Origin of the sequence: Streptomyces sp. NPDC002564 (assembly GCF_042889645.1) — a bacterium.
In the GTDB taxonomy this organism is placed as follows: domain Bacteria; phylum Actinomycetota; class Actinomycetes; order Streptomycetales; family Streptomycetaceae; genus Streptomyces.
On the sequence record NZ_JBIARE010000002.1, the window covers coordinates 768,928 to 794,869 of the forward strand.

Below are 25,942 nucleotides of genomic sequence, written 5' to 3' on the forward strand. Positions count from 1 at the left end.
CGCACCCGCGTGCCCGGCACGCGGACGAGGCGGCCCCCCCGGACGGACGGGGCCGCCTTTGCCGTACGCGGCCAGGAGCCCGACGGCCCGTCAGCCCTTCAACGGGCCTCCGTTGAGGGCGACGCGTCACCCTTGGGTCCTGCGGACCGCAGGTTCGTCGCCCTTCGGCGGAGGGTGACGGCGAGGTCGCGGGTCTCCCCGGCCGCGCGGGGGTCGGGCCGGTCGTCGGACAGGGCCGCGGCGGTGCCCAGGCGCCGCATCGCATCCTGCGCGTAGGCGAGTTCGGCGCGCCAGGCGGACAGGGACTTCGCGTGGCGCGGGTCCGTGCGCAGGCGGGCCAGTTCCGTGTCGACGGCGTCCAGGTCGCGATGGACGTGGCGGCGCAGGGTGTCGAGTGCGTGGCGGTCGTCGGGGTGGCGGAGGAACTGTTCGGCGTAGGCGGCGACGGTGTCGTGCGCGGTGGCCAGCCGGTGCGGCACCCGGGCGCGGGTGTTCTCGGGCCACAGCAGATGGCCGAGGACGAAGGCGAGCGCGCAGCCGACGGCGGTGTCCAGCAGACGCGCCTCGGGGACGGCGGAGCCGACCTGCCCCAGCGGGTCGGCGAGCAGGACCATGACCGGGGTGAGGAAGAGGGTCTGCAGGGCGTAGGAGCGGCGGGCGTACGCCTGGAGCAGGCCCGTCAGGACGACCAGGGCGGCGATGCGCCACCAGCCCGCGGGGAGCACGGTGATCGCGGCGAGGCCGATGAGGACTCCCGCGGTGGTGCCGAGGGCGCGCAGCAGCAGACGGGCCGGCACGGTGCCGAGCGTGGGCCGCACCACGAGGGCGACGGTGAGCGCCAGCCAGCCCGAGTGGGGCAGGCCGCTCCACCAGGCGACGGCCTGCGCGACGGCCATGCAGGTCGCCAGGCGCAGCGCGGAGCCCCACGCGACCGGATTGCGGAGCACGGCGGTCGTCGCGCCGGTCAGGCGCCGCAGAGGAGCGGGCGGGAGTGCAATGCGGGGTAGGGGGCCGCCCGGCGGTGCGGTGAGGGTCCCCGCGAGGACGGTGACGGCGCGCTGCAGGACGTCGGTGTCCCGAGGCGCCTGCTCGGGCGCGACGGACGGGGCGGTGCCCGTCTCGACGGCGTCGGCGATGCGCCGCAGCACCTGCGCCTCGTTCGCGCGCGGGCCCGTGCCGGGCCGCGCGGGCAGGCCCATGCCCGGTGCGGGTGTCGCGGCGATCACCGCGACCAGGGCGTCGAGGTGACCGGCCAGCCGGGCCGGTCCCGTGCCCGCACGCGGCGGCGTGACACGGCGGGCCACGACCGCCTCGTGGGCCGTGTCCATGGCCCGCGTGACGGCGTGCCGCCGCTCCGCCCAGGTGGCGTCGTCGGCGTCCACGAGGTCCGCGACGGCCCGCACCGCCTCGGCGACCGCGTACCGCTCGGCCCTGCCCGGGCGGCGCAGCGCGTCGGCGAGCGAGAGCAGCACGAGGGGCAGGCCGCCGACGAGGAACAGCGCAGGGACCTGCCACCAGGGCGGCCCGGTGGGCAGGCCCAGACCCATGACGGTGGCGAGGAGGAGCACCAGCGCGGCCACGTCGCTCACCCGGCCGACGGCCGAAAGCAGGCCGGAGACCAGGGCGACCGCGGCGACCAGCAGGATCTGCGCCCAGGCCCGGCCGCCGGTCAGCCCGCCGAGCGCGAGGCCGAGCGCCCCGCCGAACTGGGGCAGCACCAGGACCAGGGCACGGGTGCGCCAGGGTGCGGCGCTGTCGTCGACGGCGGCGCCGTACGCACCGAGCGCCGCGGCCGCACCGAGGTCGGGCCGCCCGGCCGCCTGGCCGAGCGCGAGGGGCACCAGCATGCCCAGCGCACCCCGGGCGACCAGCGCACGGTCCACCGGCACCGGCCGTACCCGGGCGGTGTGCCGCACCCAGCCCGGCAGGCCGCTCACCGGTACCGGGTGCCCATGGCGGCCCTGACCTCGTCGAGCGTGGACTCGGCGATCACCGCGGCCCGTTCGTTGCCGGCCTGCAGCACCTTGCGCAGGTACGTCCGGTCCCGCGCGTACTCCTGGCGGCGGGCGCGCAGCGGGGCGAAGTGGTCGTTGACCGCTTCGGTGGCCGTCCGCTTCAGTGCCGCCGCGCCCGCGTCACCGATCTCCTCGGCGACCGCGTGCGGGTCCCGGCCCTGGCAGAGCGCGGCGAGCAGGACCAGGCTGGACACCTCGGGGCGGGCGGCCGGGTCGTAGGTGATGCGCCGCGTCGCGTCGGTCTTCGCCCGCCTGATCAGGGCGGCGGTCTCGTCCGCGGTGGCGGCCAGGGCGACGGCGTTCGCGCGGGACTTGCTCATCTTGGTGCCGTCGGTGCCGAGCAGCAGGGGTGCTTCGGAGAGCAGGGCATCCGGTTCGGGGAAGACCGGATTCCCGGCGGCGTAGCGGTCGTTGAAGCGGCGCGCCACCGTGCGGGTGACCTCCAGGTGCGGCAACTGGTCCTGGCCCACCGGGACGAGGTCGGCCTTGCAGAACAGGATGTCCGCCGCCTGGTGCACGGGGTACGTGAACATCAGGCCGCTCACCGCCGCCTGCCGCGAGTGTGCGATCTCGTCCTTGACCGTCGGATTGCGGCGCAGTTCGGCGACCGAGACCAGGGAGAGGAAGGGCAGCAGGAGCTGGTTCAGGGCGGGCAGGGCACTGTGCGTGAAGATCGTGGAGCGCTCGGGGTCGATGCCGCACGCCAGATAGTCCAGGACGAGGTCCTCGACGTGCTCGGCCAGGTGCTCGGCCACGTCCCGGTCGGTGAGGACCTGGTAGTCGGCGACCAGCACGAAGGTCTCCACGCCGAGGTCCTGGAGCCGCACCCGGTTCTGCAGCGTGCCGAAGTAGTGGCCGAGGTGCAGCCGCCCGGTGGGCCGGTCGCCGGTCAGCACGCGGAAACGGCCCGGATCGTCCCGCAGCCGCTGCTCCAGCTCCGCGCTGCGGCGCCGCGCCAGCGTGGTGTCGATGCCGGGGCCCGGCACGGCGGCTCCCTCCTGGACGTCGGGGGAGCTGTTCTCGGTGGTCATGGGGGACTCCGTGTGTCGTGCTGCCGGGGCCGGGGTGCGGTCCGGGGTGTGCGGGGGCGGGGGTCAGTGGCCGAGCGTGAGCCGCAGCTCGTGGCGGTCGGCGCGGTAGGTCTCGCGGTTGTCGGCGCAGGCGGTGCCCGCGGCGTCGTAGGACAGGCGGGTGGTGCGCAGGACCGGGGCCGGTGCGGTCAGGTCCAGGTGGGCCGCCTCCTCGTCGTCGGCGAACGCGGCGCGCGCGGTGTAGCGGGCGCGGGTCGGTGCATGACCGCTTCCGGCGAGGAAGCCGAGGAGCGACGCGGTGGTGAAGTCCTGCCGGTCGATGCCGGGCGCGAGGGAGGCGGGGATCAGGTCGTGGGAGAGGCAGATCGGCAGTCCGTCCAGGAAGCGCACCCTGCGCAGCTCGAAGAGCGGCGCCCCCGTGTCGAGCCCGAGGGACTCCGCCTCCGCCGAGGTCGCCCGGCGCGTGCGGGCGCGCAGCACCCGCGAGGCGACGGTCCGGCCCAGGCGGCGGTTGACGTCGGTGAAGCTGATCAGCGCGGCGGAGTCCGCGGAGTGCGTGAAGCCGACCTGCGTCACCTCCCAGCCCCGGCGCGGCGAGGACTCGACCAGACCCTGCTGCCGCAGGCCCGTCAGGGTCCGGCGCAGGGTCCCGCGGCTGATGCCGAGCTGCTCGCACAGATACCGCTCCGACGGCAGCCGCTGCCCGGGTGCGAGCGAGCCGGTGGCGATGGCGTGCGCCAGGGACTGCTGGGCCAGCACGTACGGCGGCTGGGCGCCGTCGGCGGCCACGGGGTCGAGCCGCGGCGGACCGGGCATGGGCGCGCTCCTTCCTCGGGTGACCGCACGGGCCCGCCGGGGGGCGCGCCCATACGCACGCTCGGGCAGACCCGGCGGCGGTACCATCTGGTCCACATCTGGTACACATCAAAAAGTACCAAACTGGACATAATTGTCATAACTCACCACCCGTATCACTCGACGCGAGTGCGGCGCCCGGGGCTGGAGCCCATCGCCGGAGAGGACTCCCGATGCGCGACGTGACCTACTCGATGAACGTCTCTCTCGACGGCTACATCGTCGGCCCGGACGGCACCTTCGACTGGACGGATCCCGACGAGGAGGTCTTCCGGTCCTGGATCGAGGAGACCCGCGAGGCCGGCGTCCACCTGCTGGGGCGTCGGCTGTACGAGACGATGCTGTACTGGGAGACGGTCGGCGAGGACGCGTCGGTCGACGCCGACCAACGGGAGTGGGCCGCCCTCTGGAACGCGCTCCCCAAGGTGGTGTTCTCCACCACGCTGTCGGAGGTGCGGGGCACCGCCCGTCTGGCGTCCGGCGGACTGGCCGAGGAGGTCGCGAGGCTGCGGGCCGGGCCGGGGGAGGGAGGCATCGCGATCGGCGGGGCGACGCTGGCCGCCGAGGCGGCCGAGCTGGACCTCATCGACGAGTACCGGGTGCGCGTCCTTCCGGTCCTGGTGGGCGGCGGCATCCCGTTCTTCCCCCGGGCCGAGCGCCGGGTGAACCTCGAACTCGTCGAGAGCCGCACCTTCGGGTCCGATGTCGTCCACCTCCGGTACCGGGTGGTGCGCTAGCGGATCCCCGCGGGTCCGGCGCCGGTCCGACGCCGGTCCGCTGCCGGTCAGGCGGCGGTCGGACGGCGGTCACGTGTCGAGCAGCGCCGGGGCGACGATGTCGTCGATGGTGAGCAGCGTCTTCGACAGCCCCTGCTCGTAGTGGTAGCGCAGGAACGTGTCGACGGCCTCGCGGTTGCGGCGCACGCCGTACGGCCACCAGTCGTCGCCCAGGAGGCGGCGGTTGCGCTCGAAGAGGCTGCTGAACCACGGGGTGATCAGTCCCATGTGCTGCTTGACCGCGCCGTCCACGTAGCGCTGTTCCACCTGCGCCTTGGCGGTGCGGAACGCTTCGTACACCGCCGTCGTCAGGGCGTCGTCAGTGGCGAGTTCCCGGTCGACGGCCACCAGGTGCATCGGCGGGAAGATGCCGGTGCGCCGGTAGTAGTCCCGCTCGGTGCTCTCGTAGTCGGGGAAGAGGCGCGCGACCCGCGGTGACCCGTCGCGCACGGCCCGCGGTACGTCGACGGAGATCAGCGCGTCGATCTCGCCCTCCTCCAGGAGCGCGCCCAGGGTCCGGCCGTCGTCGAGGTGGCGGACGTCGAGCCCGGCGGGCGTCGGCGAGGGGATCCAATCGAACGCCGGCAGCGGGGAGTTGGTGCCTCCGACGACCCACGAGCACTCCTCCCAGCGCACCCCGAACTCGTCGGCGAGGATGCCCTTGTCCCACACGCCGGGGTCGCTCCCGTACAGGGCGAACTCCCCGATGCGCTTACCCGTGAGGTCCTCGGGCCGCTCGATGCCGCTGTCGGTGTTGACGAAGATGGCCGAGTGGCGGAAGTTGCGGTTGGGGAACACCGGGAGTGCGGTGAACGGCCGCTGTTCCGTGTCCCAGGTCCGCAGGAAGTAGGTCAACCCCAGCTCGGCGACGTCGAAGTCGCCCCGCACCGCCCGCTGAAAGACGTCCGAGACGATCGGTGCCCCCTCCACCGTGGCCGTCACGCCTTCGACGGTGACCTCGCCGGTGAGCAGCGGCTGGGTGTGCTCGTACGGGAAGACGCCGACGCGTATCGCGCGTCCGCTCGCGGCCTGCCCGGCTCGTGCGGCCTGTTCGGATCGTGCGCTCTGTCCGGCCCGTGTGCTCTGTCCGGCTCGTGCGGCTTGCATGGCTTGCCTCCTCGGTCGGTCTACAGCGAATGACCATTCACTTAAGAGTCGACCGTTTGACGCGGGCCGTCAAGGCGAATCATCATTCACTTTGAGTGCCCGCCGATCGGGCCGACCAGGAGGACGCATGCCGCGCATCACGCCGGAACGACGGTCCGCGAACCGGGCGGTGATCGTCGCCGCCGCTCGCCGCTGCTTCTCCCGTGACGGTTTCCACCAGACGTCCATGCCCGCCATCGCGGCCGAGGCGCAGGTCGCGGTCGGGGCCGCCTACCGGTACTTCTCGGGCAAGGACGACCTGATCGTCGCCGTAGCCCAGGACGCCTTCGCCGTCATCTTCAGCCCCGTGCAGCGCCTGCACGATGAGGACGACCGGAACGGCCGGAACGGCCGGAACCACCAGGGCCACCGAGAAGACCGAGAAGACCACGAAGACCAGGACGACCAGGACGACCAGGGCGGCCGAGGCGCAGCCGCCTCCGTGGCCGACCTGATCGCCGCCACCGTCGACAACCTCGACCGGACCCGGCCGGTCGACGCCGCCGGAAACGAGGTGCCCCTCGACGAACTCCTGCGCTGCGCGGTGCAGACCTGGGGGGAGATCCTGCGCGGCGGCGACATCGCGGACCGGGCCGCCGAGGGTGTGGCGGGCGCGCTGGACGACCTCGCCGCGATCCTCCGGCGCGGGCAGCGGAGCGGCACGGTGCCCGCCGACCTCGACGCCGCCGGCGCCGCCCGCGTCGTGATGGCGCTGCTGCACGGCTACTTGCTGCAGCGCATCGCCTTCGGCCCCGTCGACACGACGGCGTTCACGCAGGCGGTCCGGGTGCTGCTGTCCCCGCGCTGACCCTGCTGTCGCCCGCCGCCGAGGCCCGGCTCGGGCACCACGCGGGTCCGTCCCGTCGGCCGCGGTCGTGACCGGACGTCAGGTCAGCAGCGGGATGCCGTTCGCGAGGGCGGGTAGCACGGCATACGGCCACAGGGGCGAGGAGTTGGGGATGAGCAGCCGCACCTGACGGGGGCGGTCCCGCCGCGCCGTGAGGCGTTCGGCCGCCCTCGCCACGTCCCGGTGCGTGAGGATCTGCGCGGGGTCGGCGGGCCGCCTCTCCGGCGGGTAGATCCAGGCGATGCGGCCCGGTCGGCGGGCGGGCGTGAGGCGCAGGGGTTCGGCGCCGCGGCAGAGCACGAGCGGGAGTTGGGCGACGCTCCACGTGGGCGCGACGTCGTAGGGATCGTCCCCGTGCAGGGGCGTGGGGTCGGTCGTGGTGGAGGTCCGGGGCTGGGGGCGATCGGTCAGCAGCACGCGGGCGCCGTGGTTGCAGAGCAGACTCTGGCGGCGTCGTGCGGGCAGGCCCTCCGTCAGGGGGATGCAGCAGGCCCCGGCGACCAGGACGCCGAGGACGGCGGGGATGCACCGGGCGGGATCGTGGATGCTGACGCCGACGGCGTCCCCGAGGCTGATGCCCCGCTCCGCGAGCACCGTGGCCGTCTGGAGCGCCTGATGGGCCAGCTCGCCCGCCGACAGTCGGATGTACGTGCCGTGCAGCGCCGAGCGGTTGGGCTGGGCGCCGGCCAGCGCGAGGAAGGCGCGGTGGGGCAGGCGGGCGGTCATGCCGGGCATACGGGTTCGCGCGGGCCCGGCGGGCGGCGGGCCGGACGGGGGCCGTCCGGCGGAGGCTCCAACTCGTCGGCGCCGTGGGCCCGGCAGAGCGCGGGCCGGTGCGCGACGGTGACGTACCACGGGGCGGGGTGCAGGTCCTCGTGGCCTGCGGCGAAGACCCGGTGGACGACGAAGGCGCGGTGCGGCTCGCCCGTCACGACGACGGGCTCGCCGACCCGGAACAGCCCGAGGCCGGTGGGGTACGGGGGGTGTGGCCGCGCGGCCTCCTCCTCCGCGCACAGGCGCCGATGGGCCTGGTACGCCGACGGGTCGAAGGTTTCCAGGCCGAACCGGCGCAGGTGGATGAGGACATCGCCGAGGGTGCGCAGGGACGCGGGATCGTCCCGTTCCAGACAGAGGCGGTAGGCGATGAGCCCGATGCCGTGCGGGTCGAGACCCTGGAGTCTGCGGAGGCGCCGGGCGAGTCGGTCGGGTGCCGCGGCCGTGTGGGGGTGGTCCGCAAGGGAGGTGGTCTGCATGGGCTCGTCGCTCCGGATCCGGGTCGGCGGCCGGGGCTGTCCTGGCATCCGGGGGCGGGGACCGGTCGGCGTGCGTCGACGCGGACCCGCACCCATCGGTGCGGACCGGTGTGGACCGGTGCGGCGGACAGCCCCTGGCCCTGGTCGTCTCAGGAGCGGTGCAGCGGCCCGGGCACCCGGGTCCTGCGCGCCTCGGCCTGTGCGGCGGCCGAGGTGGGGGATTCGCCCGCCACCGGTACGCGGTCGATGATTCCGGTCACCACCCGCGTGTCCACGTAGGCCTGCACCTCCACGATGGTGTCGCCCTCGAAGCGGCACAGCCACACGTAGAACGGGTCGTAGGGCTCGCCGTCCGTGGCGGTGGCGATGCCCTCCATGACCACGATGACCTCGGAGTCGGTGCCGTACATCTGCTTGAGGTCGAAGCGGAGGCCGCCGGAGCGGGCCCGGATCTGCTCCAGCGTCCCGTCGAGGAAGTCCCGCTTGTTCTGGTACGCGCCGGCCAGCGGATGCCGGCCCACCATCGTCCACTTGACGTCGTCGGATACCTGCTCGAAGAACTTGTCCACCGTGTCCAGTTCGCCGAGCAGCTGGAACAGCGGCCTGCGGATTTCGCATGTGCGAGTCATGGCGACCTTTCTGAGGGTTGTCGTTCTGCGGTTACCCGGAGTCGACCGATGAAACCCCGCGGCAATCCAATTTCCGATTCTGGATGCATGTGGCATTGACCAGAACGTGGCGCAGTGTAAATTTTCGCCGGTGACATATTCGTACTGCACTTATGGGTCGGTCGAATCGTTTCGGATACCCGTTCAAGTACCGGCGCACGCGGCGTATTCGAAGCAGTCGACGACTCGGTGCGTGATGCAACGTGCGCCCCTATGCGCCCGGTTGACCTGCACAGTTGGCATCGATAGCTTTTTGGGATGGAAATCTCCGACCTCATGGACCGTCACCGCGCCGTTTTGCCGCCGTGGGTCCCCCTCTTCTATGACGAGCCGTTGGAGATCGAATCGGGCTCGGGCCGTACGGTCCGCGGGGCCGACGGACGGGATTACCTTGATTTTTACGCAGGCGTCGCCGTGAATACCCTTGGCTACGACGTGCCGGAAATTCGCGAGGCAGTCGAGCGGAAAATGCGGACCGGCATCGTGCATTCGTCGACGTTCTATCTGGTGCGTGAGCAGATCGACTTGGCGGAGCGGATCGCCGCCGCCTCCGGCATCGACGATCCCGTCGTGTTCTTCACGACCTCCGGTTCCGACGCGGTCGAGACGGCGCTGCTGCTGGCCACCCAGTTCCGACGGAGCCAGCAGGTCATCGCCCTGCGGTACGCCTACCACGGGCGGTCGTTCGGGGCCCTGTCGGTCACCGGCGACCGCGCCTGGCAGGCCCAGGGATTCACCCCGCTCCGCGTCGCCTACGCCCGCAGCGGCGACAAGCGGAACGGCGGGCTGGCTGGCCTGGACGACGCGGCGTACGCCGAGGCCTGCGCGGAGGACCTGCAGGAGATCATCGCCACCGGGACCCCCGAACGGACCGCGGCCATGCTGGTCGAGCCGGTCCAGGGGGTGGCCGGCGCCGTCCCACTGGTCCCGGGGCAGTTGCGCGCGTACGCGGACGTCCTCGAACAGCACGACATCCTGCTGATCGCCGACGAGGTCCAGACCGGGTGGGGACGCACCGGGCGCTACTGGGGCTACCAGTGGCACGACGTGACGCCCGACCTGCTGGTCTTCGCCAAGGGGGTCGGCAGCGGCTTCCCGCTGGGCGGGGTCGTGGGGCGGCGCGAGGTGATGACGAGCCTGCCCGGCGCGTCCGTCTCCACCTTCGGCGGCAATCCGCTGGCCTGCGCGGCCGCGCTCGCCACCCTGGACTACGTCGACGCCCACGACCTGCCCGCACACGCCCTGACCATGGGCCGGCTGCTGCGCGAGACGCTCGACATGAAGCTGAAGGACCCCGGTGTCGGCCACGTGCGCGGCACGGGACTGCTGATGGCGGTCGAGTTCGTCGACCCGCTGAGCCGGGAACCGGACGTGTCACGCGCCCTGCGCGTCCAGGAGCGGTGCCGTCACCGCGGCCTTCTGGTGGGGCTCGGCGGAGCGTTCAAGAACTGCCTGCGGATCATGCCGCCGCTCACCGTCACCGCTGCCGAGGTACGGCAGGCGGCCGACATCATCGCCGCCGCGGTCGACGACGTACCGGGCGGTGAGGGCGCCCCGGCGCTCCCCACGCCCTCTCTTAACTGATCGCCTCAACTGCCCACCTCAGCCGACCGCTTCACCTGTTCGCTTCACCTGACCGCTTCAGTCGACCGCTTCACCTGACCACCGCACCGCAGCAGCACCACTGCGAAGGCACGCACATAAGACGCGCATACAAGGCGCCCAGACAAGGCGCCGAGACAAGGCACGCACACAAGGCGCGCCCACAAGGCGCGCAGACAAGACGCGAAGAAAGGATCCGCCATGTCGATCGACACCCCCACCCCGCCCGCCACGGCCGCCTCGTTCCCCCTGAGTTCCGTGCAGACCTCGTACCGCATCGGACGCCAGGACGAGCAGCCGTTGGGCGACACCGCCTGCCACATGTACTTCGAGTTCGACGGCTCCGGGGTCGACGCGCCCGCGCTCGCCGCGGCGTTAGAAGAGCTGCAGGACCGTCACCCGATGCTGTCGGCCCGTTTCCCCGACGACGCGCAGGGCGCGCACGAGGGAAGTCCGCCGACGTGTCGCCTGGTGACCAACGACTGTACGGAGAGCGCTCCGGAGGCCCGGGACGCCTCGCTGGCCGACATCCGCACGGAGATGTCGACGCAGAAACTGGACGTCGCCCGGGGCGAGGTGCTCGACCTCCGGTTGTCCCTCCTGCCCGAGGGCGCCACCCGGCTGCACGTCGACGTCGACCTGCTGGCCGCCGACCCGCCCAGCATCCGGCTCCTGCTCGCCGACCTCGCCGCCCTGTACACCGGCACCGCCGGCCGTGCCCCCACCGGGCGCTACGCGGACCACCGGCGCGACGCGGCACGGTCCGGGGACGACCGGGACGACCGGGACGACCAAGACGGCCAGAACGGCCAGAACGGCCAGGACGAACACGGCGCCGAACGCCAGGTGCCCGGCCGAGAGCTGTTCGACGAAGTCGAGTTCAGCTCCCCCCGGCTGCCGCTCACCGCGGACCCGCAGACCATCGACGCCCCCGCCTTCGAGCGGCGCAACGTCACAGTGAGCGCCGAGCGCTGGGAGCACATCACCCGGCGGGCCGCGGCGCACGACATCGACCCCGACTCCGTACTCCTCGCCGCCTTCGCGCAGACCCTGGCCCGGTGGAGCGAGAACTCCGGCTTCCTGCTCAACCTGCCCGTGTTCGACCGCCTCGGGAACTCCGGACTGCGGGAGACCGTAGGCGACTTCACCCGGCTGACCATCCTTCCGCTCGACCTCGCGGGCCCCACCACGCTGGCGGACCTGGTCGGACGGGTGGAGGACCGGTGGGCCGCCCTGGAGCGGGGGGCGCGGGCGCCTTCGCTGCCCGACGTGCAGGCACTGGCCAAGGAGAACGGCGAGCGGCTTCCGTCCCTCGGGGTCGTGTACACCTCGCTGACGGGCGAGCCGTGGGTCGACGAGGTGTTCGAGTCCGCGCTGGGCACGGTGGGCTGGATGCAGTCGCAGACGCCCCAGGTGTGGCTGGACTGCATCGCGTACGAGTACCGCGGTGGGCGGCGGCTCGCCTGGGACGTCGTGACGGACCTCTTCCCGCCGGGCCTGCACGAGGGCATGACGGACTACTGCGACGAGCTGCTGGCCGCCCTCGCCGGACAGGACTGGTCGGCGGACGTCCCGCTGGGGCTCACGACCGCTCAGCGCGCCACCCGCGACGACGCGAACGACACGCGCGTTCAGACCCCCGAACACCTGCTGCACCAGCCGTTCTTCGCGCACGCCGACGCGGACCCGGCGGCACCGGCGCTCCTCGGCCTGGACGGCGAGCTGTCCCGCGAAGAGGTGGCCGACAGCGCCCTGCGCCTTGCCGGGCTCCTCCGCGCCCGGGGCCTGCGCGACGGCGAGCCGGTGGCCGTCACCCTCACCTCGGGCATGGACCAGATCCGCGCGGTCCTCGGCGTCCTGGCCGCGGGCGGCTGTTACGTGCCGGTCAGCCCCGAGCAGCCGGGGACCCGCCGCGACAGCATCCACGAAACGGCCCGCATCCGGTACGTGATCCAGGACGACCCCGCCGAGGCGTCCGCCGGTACCGGCGAGCCCACCGGAGAGGACCCCGGCGGGACCTCCGAAGCGTCCGCAGGTACCGGCGAGCCCACCGAGGAGAATCCAGAGGGGAGCCCCGGCGGGACCCCCGACGGGAGCGCCGACGGTCGGTCCGACGGACAGCCGCTCGTGCTGACGCTCGCCGACGCCCGGGACACGGACCCCCTGGACGCCCCGGTCCAGGTGCCCATGGACACCCCCGCCTACATCATCTTCACCTCGGGGTCCACGGGCACGCCCAAGGGCGTCCAGGTCTCCCACCGGTCCGTGGTCAACACGATCGAGGACATCAACGCCCGCTGGGACGTCGGCCCCGAAGACCGCGGCATCCTCATCTCCTCACTGGACTTCGACCTCTCCGTCTACGAGATCTTCGGTCCCCTCACCGCCGGCGGCGCCGTCGCCGTGCCCGAGGCCGACGACCGCCGCGACCCCCACCAGTGGCTGAGCCTGATGGACCGGCACGGCGTCACCGTGTGGGATTCCGTCCCCGTCCTCCTCGACATGCTGATCAGCACCGCGGAGAACGACACCCCGCCGCGGACGCTGCGGGTCGCGATGACCGGCGGCGACTGGATCGGCCTCGACTTGCCCGGCCGCCTGCACGCCCTGCTGCCCGAGTGCAGGTTCGTGGCCTGCGGGGGAGCGACCGAAGGCGCCGTCTACTCCAACTACTTCGAGGTCGACGACGTCGATCCCGCCTGGGTGTCGATCCCGTACGGACGCCCGCTCGGCAACCAGACCTACCGCGTCGCCGACCCCGGGTGGCACGACTGTCCCGAGTGGGTCGCGGGCGAGCTGTGGATCGGCGGCGCGGGCGTCGCCGACGGGTACGTCAACGACCCGGAGCGCACCGCCGAGCACTTCGTCGAGCACGAGGGCGAGCGCTGGTACCGCACCGGCGATCTGGGGCGCTACCGGGACGACGGCGTCCTGGAGTTCCTGGGCCGCACCGACCACCAGGTGAAGATCAACGGGTACCGGATCGAACTCGGCGAGATCGAGTCGGCCGTCGCCGCCCACGACTCCGTCGCCCGCTGCATCGCCGTCGTCGCCGGGGAGGGCGCACAGCGCCGCCTCGTCGCCTACGTCGTGCCCGAGGGCACCGAGCCGGACCTGGACGAGGTGAAGAGCGCGGCCGCCGAGCGCCTCGCGGAGTACGCGCGGCCCGCCGACTACTTCCTGCTCACCGACCTCCCGCTGGGCAGCAACGGAAAGGTGGACCGCAAGGCCCTCGCCTCGTGGGCCCTGCCCGAACGCGCCGGGACCCCGCAGGAGCCGCCCGCGGAAGGCACCGAGCAGGAACTGGCGAAGGTGTGGGGCGACGTCCTCTCCTCGCAGGTCGCCTCACGGCACGACAACTTCTTCGACATCGGCGGGAACAGCCTGCTAGCGGCCAAGCTGACCAGCGAGGTCCGGCGGCGTTTCGGCAGCGGCTTCAAGCTGCGGGCGGTCCTGCGCTCCCCGACGCTGACCGGCATGGCCGAGCACATCGACCGGATGGAGAAGAAGAGTTCACCGTCCTCCTCGACGGAAGCTGCCGACGGCGACACCGCCGACCGCCGCGACTCCAGCGACGGACACACCCCGAAGGAAGCGCGATGACCGCCGCCGCCCCGAATCCCGGCTCCCCGACCGTCAACGCCCCCTACGCGGCCTGGCTGCGACGGCTCGACGACCGGCCCGACGCCGACACCCGCCTGATCTGCCTGCCCCATGCCGGCGGCAGCGCCAGCGTCTTCCGGGCCTGGCTCGCCGACTGGGACGACGGCCCCGAACTCTGGGCCGTCCAGTACCCGGGCCGGGAGGACCGCACCGACGACGAACTCCCCGGCACCCTGCCGGAACTGGCCCAGCACATTGCCCTCGCCCTGCAGTGGATGGCGGACAAGCCGTACACGCTGTTCGGCCACAGCATGGGCGCCGTCGTCGCCTACGAGACGGCCCGTCAGGTCGTCCGCCTCGGGCTCCCCGCCCCCACCCGCCTCATCGCGTCCGGCAGCCCGCCCCCGGACGGCGCGGCAGCGCAAGCCGCCCAGGAGGACCAGGGCCCCGACGTGCGGTGGCTGCGGGAGGACGGTGAGAGCCCCGACCCGGAGCTGCACCGCGCGGCGGTCCGCACGCTGGAGGACGACCTCGCCCTGCTGACGTCGTACGCGCGAGGTCCCCAACCTCTGGACGTCCCCATCACGGTCCTGTCCAACAAGGACGACCCCGACATGGACGAGGACGCCGTCATGGACTGGGGGCGGTTCACCGAGGCCGAGATGCGGCACGTCAGCCTGCCGGGCGACCACTTCGCCTGCTACGGACAGGCGAACCGCATCCTGTCCGCACTCCGCGACACGCGCCCGTGACCGGGGGCGGCTGAAGGAGGTCCAGTCTGTGCCGCCGCCCGCCCACCCTCTGAGCGGGCGGCCCGGCCTGACCGCGGCGCAGCGGCTAATACAGGAAGAAGCCCGTCCTGTATTTGGATGCGGTCGGGGCGACAGCGTTGTGCGGGGCCCGGTGCGTCTTACGGAAAGTCACCGAACTGGACTATGGGCTCTGCGGCCACTCTGCCTCTGTCTGGTTTGTGTTGGTGTATGTAACGGTTCGCGTGAGCAGTGGAGTGGGCAAATCCTGTGCAACAACGCAAAGTTTGAGAGCATCACAGCGATTCCTGTGGCCGCATGTCGAGCGCCGGCGATTGGCGTGTTTCCTGCACCGGACGATCCGGCAGCAACACGCTACGTAGTCAAAGGCCCAGCTTGAGTGGTCGTCACACTTCGGTCACTCACTGCCATTTCCCCTGCTCGCCCCCTGGCCGTAGGCGCAATTTGTGATCCAGTTCACCTTGACGCAAGAATGCGGCGAAGCGTTAACTCACCCATCCTGTGAAGAACTTGTGACTCTGGGGTGGGGACTATGGGGTTGGGTCGGGGGCACCGCTATGCCGGTAGCCGAAGATCGGGATCGCGTCGGGTGATCGGATGCACGGCTGCAGCTGCAATGCTGCTTTCGTTGCTGCCGTCGGTGGCGCATGCGGTGACCGAGGTGACCCCGGCCAACCCGCAGACGGCCGCAGTCACCGAACAAACCGCCTCTGAACGGGCAGTGGCATCGGGGGAGCCGGTCGAGGTGACCGCCGAGCGCTCCGAGTACACCACCACGATGGCCAACCCCGATGGCACCTTCGTCATCACGCAGGCCACCGAGCCGCAGCGCGCCCGGACCGGGGGCGGGGAATGGCAGGACATCGACGTCACCCTCGAAAAGCGCTCGGACGGGACGGTCGGCCCGAAGTCGGCGGTGGTGGACCTGTCGTTCTCCGGCGGCGGCGATGGTTCCGGCATGCTGGCCTGAACACACCTCAGCAGGGCGACGGCGCCCTCACCGTCGGACGCGGCTCGGCGAACGGCACGACCGGGCACTACCTGCCGGGTGACCTGGCCAAACTGCGTGTGTGGACCGGGGCCATGACCCAGGACCAGGTAGGCAGCCAGATCGCGGAACTCTCCCCCTAGCGCCCGACGACGCCTGCTGTGCCTCTTCTTCCTTCTTCCCCAGCTGACCTGCCTGTGACGCCGTGTGGTCACCCGCTTCCGGATGGCCACACGCAAGGAGATGTGTAATGAACCTGCCTGCCTTCGGCCTGCTTCGGACGGGTCGTATGGAGAGACCCTCGCCAAGCCGCACACGCGTCCGAAGACGGCGAATCGCTTCACTGACCGGGTTCGCTCTGCTGCCGGGCCTGCTCACTCCCGTCGCGTTCGCCGGGGACACCGACCCGTTGGGCAGGCCGAGGCTGGACGCACCCCGCGCGGCCGAGGTCACCCCGTTCACGGCCGAGGTCAACAAGAAGACCGCAGCGGCCGTGGAAAAGGCCGCCGCAGCGGACCGGGCAGCGGCCCGACGCGCCCGCGCCGACCAACGCCGCACCGTCACCTGGCCCAGCAGCGGACAGACGACGCTGTCCTTGCCCGCAAGCGGCGAGAAGCACGCACACCCCGGCTCGCTGCCCCTGACTCTTGCGATACCGCAGAAACCGCATGACAAGCGCGAGAAGCGCAAGAAGAAGGCGACAGCCGCCGCGGGCACGTTCCACGTCACAGTCCTGAACCAGAAGGAGACCAAGAAGCTCGGCGTCAAGGGCGTCGCGCTCACCGTCACCGGGCCCGAGGGCGGGGCAACGGCCGAGCTGGGGCTCAGCTACAAGGCCTTCGCCGCCGCGTACGGCGGTGACTGGGCGGGCCGTCTGGAGCTCCAGCGGCTGCCCTCCTGCGCTCTCGCCGAGCCGGCCAAGGCCGACTGCCGCATCCGCACGCCACTGCCCTCCACCAACCACCGCAAGGACCAGAAGCTCACCGCAGATCTGGCATTCCCCGCCGCAGGCAAGAGCTCGGTGGGCAAGGGCAACACGATGGTGCTCGCCCTGGCCGCCGGCACGCAATCCGGCTCCGGCGACTACAAGGCCACCCCACTGGCGGCCTCCTCCACGTGGGAGGCAGGCGGCTCCTCGGGCTCCTTCACCTGGTCCTACCCCCTGCGCACACCGCCCGCCGCGGCGGGCCCCGGCCCGGACCTGGCGATCTCCTACGACTCCGGCAGCGTCGACGGCCGCACCGCCAACACCAACAACCAAGGCACCGCGATCGGCGAAGGCTTCGACCTCACGTCGTCCTACATCGAGCGCAAGTACGGCTCCTGCGACGATGACGGCCAGGACGACAAGTACGACCTGTGCTGGAAGTACGACAACGCCTCCCTCGTCCTCAACGGCAAGACCACCGAACTGGTCAAGGACGACGTCAGTGGCACGTGGCGTCTGAAGAACGACGACGCCTCCACCGTCACCCGTCACGAGGGCGCCGACAACGGCGCGTACGAGGGCGAGTACTGGACTCTCACCACCGGTGACGGCACCACGTACACCTTCGGGCTGAACAAACTGGAAGGCGCGGGCGCCGACGAGCGCACCGAATCGGTGTGGACCGTCCCGGTCTTCGGTGACGACAAGGGCGAGCCCGGCTACGAGGGTGGCACCAGCTTCTCGGGCCGTGACCAGAAGCAGGCCTGGCGCTGGAACCTCGACCTGGTCGAGGACACCCACTCCAACGCCATGACCTACTGGTACGAAGCCGAGCACAACAACTACGACAAACTCGGCGACGACACCACAGGCACCGACTACACCCGCGGCGGATACCTCAAGCAGATCCGCTACGGCCAGCGCGCCGATTCCCTGTTCTCGGCCAAGCCTGCCTATTCCAACAAGGTCAGCTTCACCTACGCCGAACGCTGCGAAGCAGCCGGTACCGGCTGCGACTCCCTGACCGAGGACACCCAGAACAACTGGCCCGACGTACCCTTCGACGCCGTCTGCAAGGACGGCGACAAATGCACCGGCAATGTCGGCCCGGCCTTCTTCTCCCGCAAGCGCATGACCGGCATCACCACCTACGCCTACAACGCCGCCGCCGCGACGCCCGCCTATTACTACGTGGACACCTGGTCCCTCAAGCAGCGATACCTGGACCCGGGCGACACCGGCGACTCACATGACCAGTCCCTATGGCTGGAGGAGCTCCAGCACACGGGCAAGCACGGCACCGACCTTGCGCTCGACCCTGTGCAGTTCGGCCACGTCTCCCTGCCCAACCGGGTCGACGGCCCGTCCGACGACATCATCTCGCTCGACAAGCCCCGCCTGCGCTCCATCACCTCCGAAGCCGGCGCGCAGACGCTGGTCTCCTATGCCGAGGCCGACTGCGTCTATGGGCAGACCATGCCCAAACCGGACACCAACACCAAGCGCTGCTACCCGGTTTACTGGTCGCCCAACGGCGAGAAGACCCCGTCCCTGGACTGGTTCCAGAAGTACCCGGTCACCGCGGTGTCCACCACCGACCCGCGCGGAGGGTCGGAAGCCGTCCAACACTCCTACCAGTACTCCGGCGGCGGAGCCTGGCACTACAACGACGACCCCATGACGCCCGACAAGGAGCGGACTTGGTCGATCTGGCGCGGCTACGGCAAAGTCACCCACCTCACCGGCGACAAGGACAGCGCGCAGCTCAAGGAGACCAGCGTCTATCTGCGCGGAATGCACGGTGACCGCGTCCTGGATCCGGACGGCAAGACCGTCGACCGGGACAAGCGCAAGAGCGTCAAGGTGACCGGCATCAAGGCCGACGAGATCACCGACTCCGACCAGTACGCGGGGTTCACCCGTGAGAGCGTCACCTACAACGGCGACGCCGAGGTCTCCGGCACCATCTACGACCCCTGGTCCAAGAAGACGGCGACCCAGCACAAGTCGTACGCCGAAACTGAGGCCTACTACGTCCGCACCGCCGCCGACCACACACGCACCAATGTCACCACGACAGCGACACCCCGTGACCGCACCCGCACCACCACAACTACCTACGACGACTACGGTATGGCCGAAGCCGTCGAGGATCGCGGTGATGACGCCCACACGGGCGATGAGACCTGCACCCGCACCTGGTACGCCCGCAACGACGACAAAGATGTCAGCATCAACTCGCTGGTCTCCCGGACCCGTACCGTCGCCAAGACATGCGGTGTCACCGGCGCGAACATGGACCTGCCGGCCGACTCCGACAAACCCGGCGACGTGATCGCCGACACGTCCACCGTGTACGACAACCCGCAGGCCACCACCTGGTCACCCTCCCAAAAGCCGACCAAGGGCGACGCCACCTGGACCGGTCGCGCCAAGGGCTATACGGCCAGCTACAACCCCACCTGGCAGAAGACGGCCACCACCACCTACGACGGCCTGGGCCGCCCCCTGGTGGTGAAGGACGCCAACGACCTCACGGTCTCGACCACGACCTACACGCCCACCGCCGCGGGTCCGCTCACCTCCAGCAGTGTCACCAACACCAAGGGGCACAAAGCCACCACGGAAGTCGACTTCGCCACCGGGGCACCGGTGAAGGTCACCGACCCCAACGAAAAGATCACCGAGACCGAATACGACAGCCTGGGCCGCGTCACCAAGGTCTGGCTGCCGAACCGCCTCAGAGTGCTGGAGAAGACGCCCAACTACGTCTACGACTACAAGGTCACCGGTAAGGACCTCTCCTGGGTGTCCACGGGCACCCTCAAAGGCGACGGCTCCGGCTACGACACGGCCTACGAGTTCTACGACTCCCTTCTGCGGGCGCGGCAGACCCAGACACCGACTCCGGTCGGCGGGCGACTGGTCTCGCTGACTCTCTACGACGACCGCGGTCTGGCGGTCAGTGCCCAGGGCGACATCTGGGACGAAGAGTCGGCCCCTTCCTCCGAAGCCGTGGAGACCGAGGGCAGCCAGGCCCCCTTGCAGACCGACACCACCTACGACGGCGCGGGACGCGCTACGAAGGCGGTGACCAAGAACTATGGCGTCACCCGCTGGACGACCAACACCACCTATACCGGTGAAACGGTCGCGACCAGTGCCCCCTCTGGAGGGCAGGCCACCGCAGAGGTCACGAACGCCCTCGGTCAGGTGACGCAGCGTCGAGAGTACGGTGGTCCACAGCCGACCGGCACCGACTTCACCACCACCGACTACACCTACACCCCGGCCGGCCAGCAGAAGACCATCACGGGCCCCGACGAGGCGAAGTGGTCCTACACCTACGACCTCTTCGGCCGCCAGGTCGCCGCCGCCGACCCGGACAAGGGCACGAGCAGCACCACCTACGACAGCCTCGACCGGCCCGTCACCACCACGGATGAGGAGAAGAACAAGCTCCTCAGCGGCTACGACGACCTGAACCGCAAGACCGGGCTGTGGCAGACCGACAAGACCAACGCCAACAAGCTCGCCGCCTGGACCTTCGACTCCCTCGCCAAGGGCCAGCAGGACACGGCCGTGCGCTACGACGGCGGCACCACGGGCAAGGCCTACACCCAAGAGGTCACCAAGCACGACAGCCTGTACCAGGTCATGGGCAGCCGGCTGACACTGCCCGACGACGATCCGCTGGTGAAGGCAGGCGTGCCCAAGTCCTTCTCCTTCACGACCGGTTACCGCCTCGACGGCACCATCAGCCAGGCCTCCCAGCCCGCGGTGGCGGGTCTGGCCTCCGAAACGGTCGGCTACACCTATAACGCCACCGGCCAGCAGACCAAATCGGTCGGCACCAACGGCTACCTCCTCAACGCCGTGTTCTCCCCGCAGGGTGACCTGCGACAGCACACCCTGGGCATGAGCGACGCCAGCTCCGACAAGAAGGCCTACCACAACTACGACTACGAGCCCGGCACTCGCCGCCTGACCCGCTCCTACGTCACCGACGACGTCCACGGCTACATGCCGCAGGAGCTGAAGTTCACCCAGGATGATGCCGGTAACGTCACCTCGATCTTCGACGCCACCACCCAGGGCGGCACCGCCAAGCCCGACTACCAGTGCTTCGCCTATGACGGTCACCGTCGCCTGACCGAGGCCTGGACGCCTAAGTCCGCCGACTGCGCGGCCACAGGTCGCACAACCAGCAACATCGACGGCGCGGCCCCGTACTGGACCAGCTACACCTACAACCGGTCCGGCCAGCGCAAAACCGAAACTCAGCACGCCGGGGCCGGGGACAAGACCACCGACTACACCTACCGAACCCCCATAAACCAGCCCCACCCCCTGGCCAAGACCGAGACCAACGGCAAAACCCAGAACTACACTTACGACAAGACGGGCAACACCACTTCCCGCCCCAACGGAACAGCCCAGCAGACCCTCACCTGGAATGCGGAAGGAAAGCTCGCCCGCACCACCGAGGGTCCGGCCCAGACGGACTACCTCTACGACGCCGGCGGTGAACTCCTCATCCGCCGGGCGAAGGGCGACGGCGACACCGTCCTCTACCTCGGCGCCACAGAGGTCCGCCTCACGGCGAAGGGCACGGCCAGGTCCCTCTCCGGCACCCGCTACTACACGGCCAACGGCCAGACCATCGCCGTCCGCACGACGACAGTCGGAACCTCAGGAACAAAGCTCAACTTCCTGGCCGCCGATCACCATGGCACCGCAAGCCTTGCCATGGACGCCACGACCTACGCCGGCACAAAGCGCCACACCACCCCCTTCGGCGCCCCCCGTGGCCAGAAGGGCACCAACTGGCCCGACGACAAATCGTTTCTCGGAAAGCCTGCGGACACCGTCACAGGCCTGACTCACATAGGTGCCCGCGAATACGATCCGGGCATCGGGCAGTTCATCAGCGTCGACCCCCTCCTGCAAACCGAGATCCCCCAGTCCCTCAACGGATACAGTTACGCAGCCCAAAACCCGTTGAGCAACTCCGACCCCAGCGGCCTCGGACTGAACTGCGGAGGGATCGACCCGGACTGCCCCAAGGACGGTAACGACGGCCACAAGCCAAATGGTGGCAACGGGTATTCAGGCGGCGGAGGCAGAGGTAAAGGCGGGGGCACGGCACATACCAGCAGCTCCGGTCACACCGCGCAGCCCAGCATCAGGCCGCAGTGCCTCCCGGTCTCCGGAAACGTATGTGCCCGGCAGTACCAGCCGTACTCGGGGCCATCGGACAGGAACAGCTGGTTGGGCAATGTCTCGGAAGTGGTCTTGTTCGATCTGATTCTTCCCGACTTCAAGGCGTGGAAGAGCTGTTGGGGCCACAAGGGGCGTAGCGCCGATTGCGGAAGTGCGGCAATGGACTTGCCCTGGGGGAAGGTCCTCAAGGGGCTGAAGCTGGCCCGGAAAGCCCTGAAACACGGTGACGAGGCAGGGGAAGGGGCAGCCAAGGCGAAGAAGGGGATCCCCGCAGACTGCAACAAGTGCTTCCTCGCAGGCACCGAAGTCCTCATGGCCGACGACACCACGAAGAACATCGAGGATGTCGAACTCGGCGACAAGGTGACGGCCACCGACCCGACGACCGGGAAAACAGGGCCGCGCGAAGTAACACGCCTCATCGTCACGGAAAACGATAAACACTTCAACACGCTCTCCATTGCCACAGACGATGGCATCGAGAAGCTGACCGCCACACACGAGCACCCGTTCTGGTCGCCTTCCGAAGACGACTGGGTCGAAGCTCGCGCCTTGAAGCAGGGCATGACACTGCTCACCGATGACGGAGACACCGTCATCGTCACAGGCAACCACCCCTTCACCAAGCACGCGCGGACCTACAACCTCACGGTCACGGGCCTGCACACGTACTATGTGCTGGCGGGGCAGACGCCAGTCCTCGTTCACAACAGTAATTGCCCTACGAGTGCTGCGAATGGAGAAAAACTTCGTAGGCAGCTCGCGGAGGAGGCAGGTCAACTTCCCGGTATTCGCTCTGCAGATGACATCTTCGATACGCCGTCTGGCCTCAGGGGTGGCGTAACACCCGATCAGGTTAAGCCGTTCTTTGCGGGTAAGTCGGGATGGCGTGAAGAAGGGTTGGGGCGCGGCAAGAATGCTGGAGGTGGATGGGTGATTCGCGAATACACGGGTCGAGGAGATCCGACAGGGCGGATGCTCAGATGGAATCCCGGCGGTGGCCATCATGGTGATGGTGCCTACTGGAGAGTCGTGGGTCCTGAAGGAGACCTAGGAGGGATCATCCGATGACCGAGCAGCGAAAGTTGACCGACTTTCGGCGGTGGAGTCTCGCTGTGTTGGACCTGCTCAGTGCAGAACCCGATCGTCAAGTTGCATATTTGCAGGCGTCAGGGGTGGGAGCAGATGAGATCTTGCTTCAGTTCGACGACGTGCTGCATGTGGCTCGCGCCAGAGTGGGCGATCGTTCGCTGAGTCGTGAGGAATATCTCCTGCTTCAGTCGGTCGATGGACGCGCAGATTCTGTAAGTGCGGGGTCCGAGTCGATTTGGACTGAGGTTGCGCTCGAAGAAGCGGTCGAATGGCGAGAGCTTCGGGCTGCAGCGAGAGTGGCGAAGGCGAGTCTAGAGAGGTCTTGGAGTCAGGAATTTGATGACTCGTCAAAGTCTCTCGATGGGTGATTCGTGGCGAATATGATTCGTATTCGCCAGCACGAGCAAGAGGCGTTTCGGTAGTTCGCTGAATTCGACAACAAGTGCCCCGCTGATTCACATCAGTGGGGCACTTGAGTCGTTTGACGGCAACGGTGACGGCAACGTCAGCGGACGACGGCTGCGGTGGGTGGTGCGGGTGAGGTGGGTCGGGTTGATCGCACCGCCCTGCGTAGTGGTGAACACGTGCTCGCCGTCCTACCGCGCCGTGCCTGCGGTCTCACGTTCGCTGCTGCTCGCTGTGGGGCTTCCGCGACTGGAGGCAGCGGGCGGGGAGGGCGATGCGGCGCTCGGGGGCGTGCGTTTTCGCGGCCAGCGGGGTGAGTTCGCCTAACCTCGTGCGCTGCAAGGTGCGGCGGACGGAGGTCGTATCCCAGTCGACCTCGGGGTCTTCCGCGGAGGCTGAGGAGTTCGCCTTTGCGGAGTCGGGGTGGAGCGTCACTTCGAACAGGGCGTGGAGCCGGTGCCCGCGGGCGACGGTCGGTGTTCTGTGCTCTCCGCGCATGTCGGCCCCGCGGATCGTCGACCCGGTGGACCATTGGCGCTACGGTCCGCCTCCGCTCGTGCGGAGAGCGCACGGTCAGCAGGGCGGGCCGCCTGCACCAGCTGGAAATGTGACACGAGGGTGCGAAAAGCAGGCAACGCTGTCCGGCAACCTCTGTGGCGGCGACGACCGTGACAGAAATGCTGGGTGCCGACCGGCAGCTGGAGGTCACCCAACAAGGCGCGGTCCGGGTCACCCGCGCGCGGAGGCGGTCAACTGGCTGCTGGACGGCCGCGCCCGGAGGCAGGGCACCGCGATATGGCCGGCTGCAGGATCCTCCGCCAGCACCACGTCGATGAGAGGCATGGCTACAGCAGCGACCGCCCGTCGCAGTCTGGAGCCCCTGCCTCCGCTCTGGAGGTCTGACCGCCCGGCAGGAGGGCGACCCCAGGCCTTCCGGCAGAATGACGCCTCATATTGATTAACGTTCAACTATTTTCAGCCGCCACCCGCGCAACGGGCCGGCGCCGGCCACGCTCGAGTCCGAGCCGTGCAATCGGCGTAGGGCAGGGCCGTATCACCCCCGACCGAAGCCCTCGTGCCCTGGATCCCTGACCGCACCGCATGGAGGACCCGCCCCGGCGCCACCGTGCCCCCGGCGTGCCGCCCTGACCGGCGCTAGCGCCGCCCACCCTCCAGCCCGGTCCAGTCGCCAGGAGGCCGACACGTCAGCGTGCGAACAATGACTCATTGTGATTTAACGCTCAATTGATGCAAGGGGCATGCTGATTGGAGCGAAGGAGACCGCCCCGGTCTCCGGTTCAACACCCCAGCCGATCAACGGAGATGACCCCACATGAGCCAGACCCTGCCGCTCCGCCTGCACCACCACGCATGGATCACCGACGACCAGGAGGCCAACCGGCACTTCTACGAGGACGTCATCGGCCTGCCCCTGGTGGCCACCTGGACCGAACGCGAGGTGCTCTCCGGGGTCGAACGCGCCTACAGCCACGCCCTCTACGGCATGGCCGACGGCAGCGCACTCGCCTTCTTCCAGTTCGCCGATCCCAAGGACCAGGAGGAATTCAAGACGGACCTCAATGTCACACCTCTGCGGCACATCGCCTTCAAGGTCGAGGCAGAGACCCAGGAAGCCATAATCAAGCGCGTCGACTCGGCCGGCTACGCCGATGCGAACGCTCACGTACTCGACCACGGCTTCTGTGTCTCGCTGTACGTCACGGACCCCAACGGGCTCATCCTGGAATTCGCCGTCGACCACCCCGAGGTGGAAAAGATCGACGCCGAACGGCGCGCCACGGCACACACCGACCTCGCGCGCTGGCTCGCCGGCGACCACACCAGCAACAACCACTGGCGCTGACCCTCGCCGCCGGACAGGCCCGCCCCGCAGTCGCCACGGAAACGTCGCGGACCCGCTGCTCCACGGCTCCGAACAATCGATGGCCCGCCGTGGCCCTCTCGCCGGAGCTTCACGCACTCCTCGATCGCCCACGTTGCGCAGGAAGCCGAAGTAGCGAGGAGATACAGCAAGTGCCCGCGCGCGGCGGCACGTCAGTGAACTGGGCTGGCGGCACTTTTTGGGCAAGCGCAATATCAAGAAGTGCAAGGTGGTAGACGGCGCCATCAACGGCAAGTCAGGCCCACTGATAGGGCGCGAGCAAGTGCCCCAACTGGGTCAACGAGTGCATGTCATGGACGAAGAGACCGCGGAGCAGCAGGCGGATGGGAACATGGCTGTTCCGCTTGGCCCGGGCGTCACGGTCATAGTGGGGGAGGACAACGCTGGCAAGCGGCACTTCACCGATGCGCCGCGCCTGCTGACCGATCCGCTCGAAGGGCGGCACCAGTGCTGGTCCACTCGAAGGGCGGCACCAGGGCTGGTGGAACCGGATGATGTTCATCCCTGGGCGGATGCGCACACCGTGCCGCGCCGAGGTCAGTGACAGATCGGCGTGCCCAAGGTGCCCGCGCACGGCGCAAGACGTCGCGGTCCGGGTTTCGTGGTCCGGGTAAGGCTCCCTCGCCCGCCCGCTTGGTCGCCGTCCGGAGCCCAGGGCCGTGGCGGCCGGGAGTCGGGGCGGAAGCTCGGCTCACAGGGGGGTATGCCCCGGCGAGCGCCCCGCCGTGTTGTGCGGGAGTCGCCCTCCTTCCCGGACGGATCGTCAGTTCTTTCCGCCCTCCGCGACGCACGCCCGCCCTCCGCGACGCACGCCCGCCCTCCGTGACGCACGCCCGC

Annotated in this window: 16 protein-coding genes; 9 read left to right on the plus strand and 7 right to left on the minus strand. The window is 69.7% G+C overall.

The window, feature by feature from the left end; translation table 11 throughout:
* Positions 1–98 precede the first annotated feature (98 nt).
* The 3 genes from ACFYXE_RS09700 to ACFYXE_RS09710 all read right to left on the minus strand — a co-directional run bounded on the left by ACFYXE_RS09700 (position 99) and on the right by ACFYXE_RS09710 (position 3,862).
* Positions 99–1,937: an FUSC family protein gene (locus tag ACFYXE_RS09700; protein WP_389310722.1), complete on the minus strand. Its 1,839-nt coding sequence runs from the start codon at positions 1,935–1,937 to the stop codon at positions 99–101.
* Positions 1,934–3,046 carry a tryptophan--tRNA ligase gene (trpS, locus tag ACFYXE_RS09705; protein WP_389310724.1) on the minus strand — a complete coding sequence of 371 codons (1,113 nt, stop codon included), beginning with the start codon at positions 3,044–3,046 and terminating at the stop codon, positions 1,934–1,936. The genes ACFYXE_RS09700 and trpS overlap by 4 nt, the downstream gene beginning before the upstream one ends.
* Before the next feature lie 63 nt (positions 3,047–3,109).
* Positions 3,110–3,862, minus strand: coding sequence for a GntR family transcriptional regulator (locus ACFYXE_RS09710; RefSeq protein WP_361164676.1), 753 nt, complete (start codon positions 3,860–3,862; stop codon positions 3,110–3,112).
* Between the two features lie 212 nt (positions 3,863–4,074).
* Here ACFYXE_RS09710 and ACFYXE_RS09715 point away from each other — a divergent pair, with 212 nt between their 5' ends.
* The gene (locus ACFYXE_RS09715) at positions 4,075–4,638 is read left to right on the plus strand and encodes a dihydrofolate reductase family protein (RefSeq protein ID WP_389310726.1); all 564 of its coding nucleotides are present in this window, start codon (positions 4,075–4,077) and stop codon (positions 4,636–4,638) included.
* Between the two features lie 69 nt (positions 4,639–4,707).
* Here the strand turns inward: ACFYXE_RS09715 and ACFYXE_RS09720 are convergent, their stop codons facing one another.
* Positions 4,708–5,784 carry a 4,5-dihydroxyphthalate decarboxylase gene (locus ACFYXE_RS09720; RefSeq protein WP_389310728.1) on the minus strand — a complete coding sequence of 359 codons (1,077 nt, stop codon included), beginning with the start codon at positions 5,782–5,784 and terminating at the stop codon, positions 4,708–4,710.
* A 127-nt stretch (positions 5,785–5,911) separates the two neighbouring features.
* Here ACFYXE_RS09720 and ACFYXE_RS09725 point away from each other — a divergent pair, with 127 nt between their 5' ends.
* On the plus strand, positions 5,912–6,631 hold the full coding sequence (locus ACFYXE_RS09725) for a helix-turn-helix domain-containing protein (RefSeq protein WP_389310730.1): 720 nt from the start codon (positions 5,912–5,914) through the stop codon (positions 6,629–6,631).
* Positions 6,632–6,709: 78 nt separating this feature from the next.
* Here ACFYXE_RS09725 and ACFYXE_RS09730 read toward each other — a convergent pair whose 3' ends face one another.
* The 3 genes from ACFYXE_RS09730 to ACFYXE_RS09740 all read right to left on the minus strand — a co-directional run bounded on the left by ACFYXE_RS09730 (position 6,710) and on the right by ACFYXE_RS09740 (position 8,552).
* Complete coding sequence (locus tag ACFYXE_RS09730; protein WP_389310732.1) at positions 6,710–7,396, minus strand: AMP-binding protein; 687 nt, start codon at positions 7,394–7,396, stop codon at positions 6,710–6,712.
* On the minus strand, positions 7,393–7,923 hold the full coding sequence (locus tag ACFYXE_RS09735) for a hypothetical protein (protein ID WP_389310734.1): 531 nt from the start codon (positions 7,921–7,923) through the stop codon (positions 7,393–7,395). The genes ACFYXE_RS09730 and ACFYXE_RS09735 overlap by 4 nt, the downstream gene beginning before the upstream one ends.
* Before the next feature lie 149 nt (positions 7,924–8,072).
* Positions 8,073–8,552, minus strand: coding sequence for a nuclear transport factor 2 family protein (locus ACFYXE_RS09740; protein WP_389310736.1), 480 nt, complete (start codon positions 8,550–8,552; stop codon positions 8,073–8,075).
* 315 nt (positions 8,553–8,867) lie between these two features.
* On the opposite strand from ACFYXE_RS09740, the gene ACFYXE_RS09745 reads away from it, so the two are divergent.
* From ACFYXE_RS09745 to ACFYXE_RS09775, 7 genes are all read left to right on the plus strand, one after another.
* The gene (locus tag ACFYXE_RS09745) at positions 8,868–10,175 is read left to right on the plus strand and encodes an aspartate aminotransferase family protein (protein ID WP_389311407.1); all 1,308 of its coding nucleotides are present in this window, start codon (positions 8,868–8,870) and stop codon (positions 10,173–10,175) included.
* 219 nt (positions 10,176–10,394) lie between these two features.
* On the plus strand, positions 10,395–13,796 hold the full coding sequence (locus ACFYXE_RS09750; protein WP_389310738.1) for an amino acid adenylation domain-containing protein: 3,402 nt from the start codon (positions 10,395–10,397) through the stop codon (positions 13,794–13,796).
* Complete coding sequence (locus ACFYXE_RS09755) at positions 13,793–14,548, plus strand: thioesterase II family protein (protein WP_389310740.1); 756 nt, start codon at positions 13,793–13,795, stop codon at positions 14,546–14,548. Before ACFYXE_RS09750 ends, ACFYXE_RS09755 begins: the two co-directional genes overlap by 4 nt.
* Before the next feature lie 634 nt (positions 14,549–15,182).
* The gene (locus tag ACFYXE_RS09760) at positions 15,183–15,536 is read left to right on the plus strand and encodes a hypothetical protein (protein ID WP_389310742.1); all 354 of its coding nucleotides are present in this window, start codon (positions 15,183–15,185) and stop codon (positions 15,534–15,536) included.
* Positions 15,537–15,804: 268 nt separating this feature from the next.
* A complete protein-coding gene (locus ACFYXE_RS09765; RefSeq protein WP_389310744.1) occupies positions 15,805–22,776 on the plus strand; it encodes a polymorphic toxin-type HINT domain-containing protein in 6,972 nt (2,323 codons plus the stop codon).
* Positions 22,777–24,535: 1,759 nt separating this feature from the next.
* Positions 24,536–25,066 (plus strand): VOC family protein, encoded by a 531-nt coding sequence (locus tag ACFYXE_RS09770; RefSeq protein ID WP_389310746.1) that lies wholly within the window; start codon positions 24,536–24,538, stop codon positions 25,064–25,066.
* A 331-nt stretch (positions 25,067–25,397) separates the two neighbouring features.
* Positions 25,398–25,649, plus strand: a complete 252-nt coding sequence (locus ACFYXE_RS09775; protein WP_389310748.1) for a hypothetical protein — start codon at positions 25,398–25,400, stop codon at positions 25,647–25,649.
* Positions 25,650–25,942 lie beyond the last annotated feature (293 nt).

Coding starts and splice junctions, on each gene's coding strand:
- trpS (WP_389310724.1), bottom strand. CDS start 3,046: ATGACCACCGAGAACAGCTCCCCCGACGTCCAGGAGGGAGCCGCCGTG.
- ACFYXE_RS09710 (WP_361164676.1), bottom strand. CDS start 3,862: ATGCCCGGTCCGCCGCGGCTCGACCCCGTGGCCGCCGACGGCGCCCAG.
- ACFYXE_RS09715 (WP_389310726.1), top strand. CDS start 4,075: ATGCGCGACGTGACCTACTCGATGAACGTCTCTCTCGACGGCTACATC.
- ACFYXE_RS09720 (WP_389310728.1), bottom strand. CDS start 5,784: ATGCAAGCCGCACGAGCCGGACAGAGCACACGGGCCGGACAGAGCGCA.
- ACFYXE_RS09725 (WP_389310730.1), top strand. CDS start 5,912: ATGCCGCGCATCACGCCGGAACGACGGTCCGCGAACCGGGCGGTGATC.
- ACFYXE_RS09730 (WP_389310732.1), bottom strand. CDS start 7,396: ATGACCGCCCGCCTGCCCCACCGCGCCTTCCTCGCGCTGGCCGGCGCC.
- ACFYXE_RS09735 (WP_389310734.1), bottom strand. CDS start 7,923: ATGCAGACCACCTCCCTTGCGGACCACCCCCACACGGCCGCGGCACCC.
- ACFYXE_RS09740 (WP_389310736.1), bottom strand. CDS start 8,552: ATGACTCGCACATGCGAAATCCGCAGGCCGCTGTTCCAGCTGCTCGGC.
- ACFYXE_RS09745 (WP_389311407.1), top strand. CDS start 8,868: ATGGACCGTCACCGCGCCGTTTTGCCGCCGTGGGTCCCCCTCTTCTAT.
- ACFYXE_RS09750 (WP_389310738.1), top strand. CDS start 10,395: ATGTCGATCGACACCCCCACCCCGCCCGCCACGGCCGCCTCGTTCCCC.
- ACFYXE_RS09755 (WP_389310740.1), top strand. CDS start 13,793: ATGACCGCCGCCGCCCCGAATCCCGGCTCCCCGACCGTCAACGCCCCC.
- ACFYXE_RS09760 (WP_389310742.1), top strand. CDS start 15,183: ATGCTGCTTTCGTTGCTGCCGTCGGTGGCGCATGCGGTGACCGAGGTG.
- ACFYXE_RS09765 (WP_389310744.1), top strand. CDS start 15,805: ATGAACCTGCCTGCCTTCGGCCTGCTTCGGACGGGTCGTATGGAGAGA.
- ACFYXE_RS09770 (WP_389310746.1), top strand. CDS start 24,536: ATGAGCCAGACCCTGCCGCTCCGCCTGCACCACCACGCATGGATCACC.
- ACFYXE_RS09775 (WP_389310748.1), top strand. CDS start 25,398: ATGGACGAAGAGACCGCGGAGCAGCAGGCGGATGGGAACATGGCTGTT.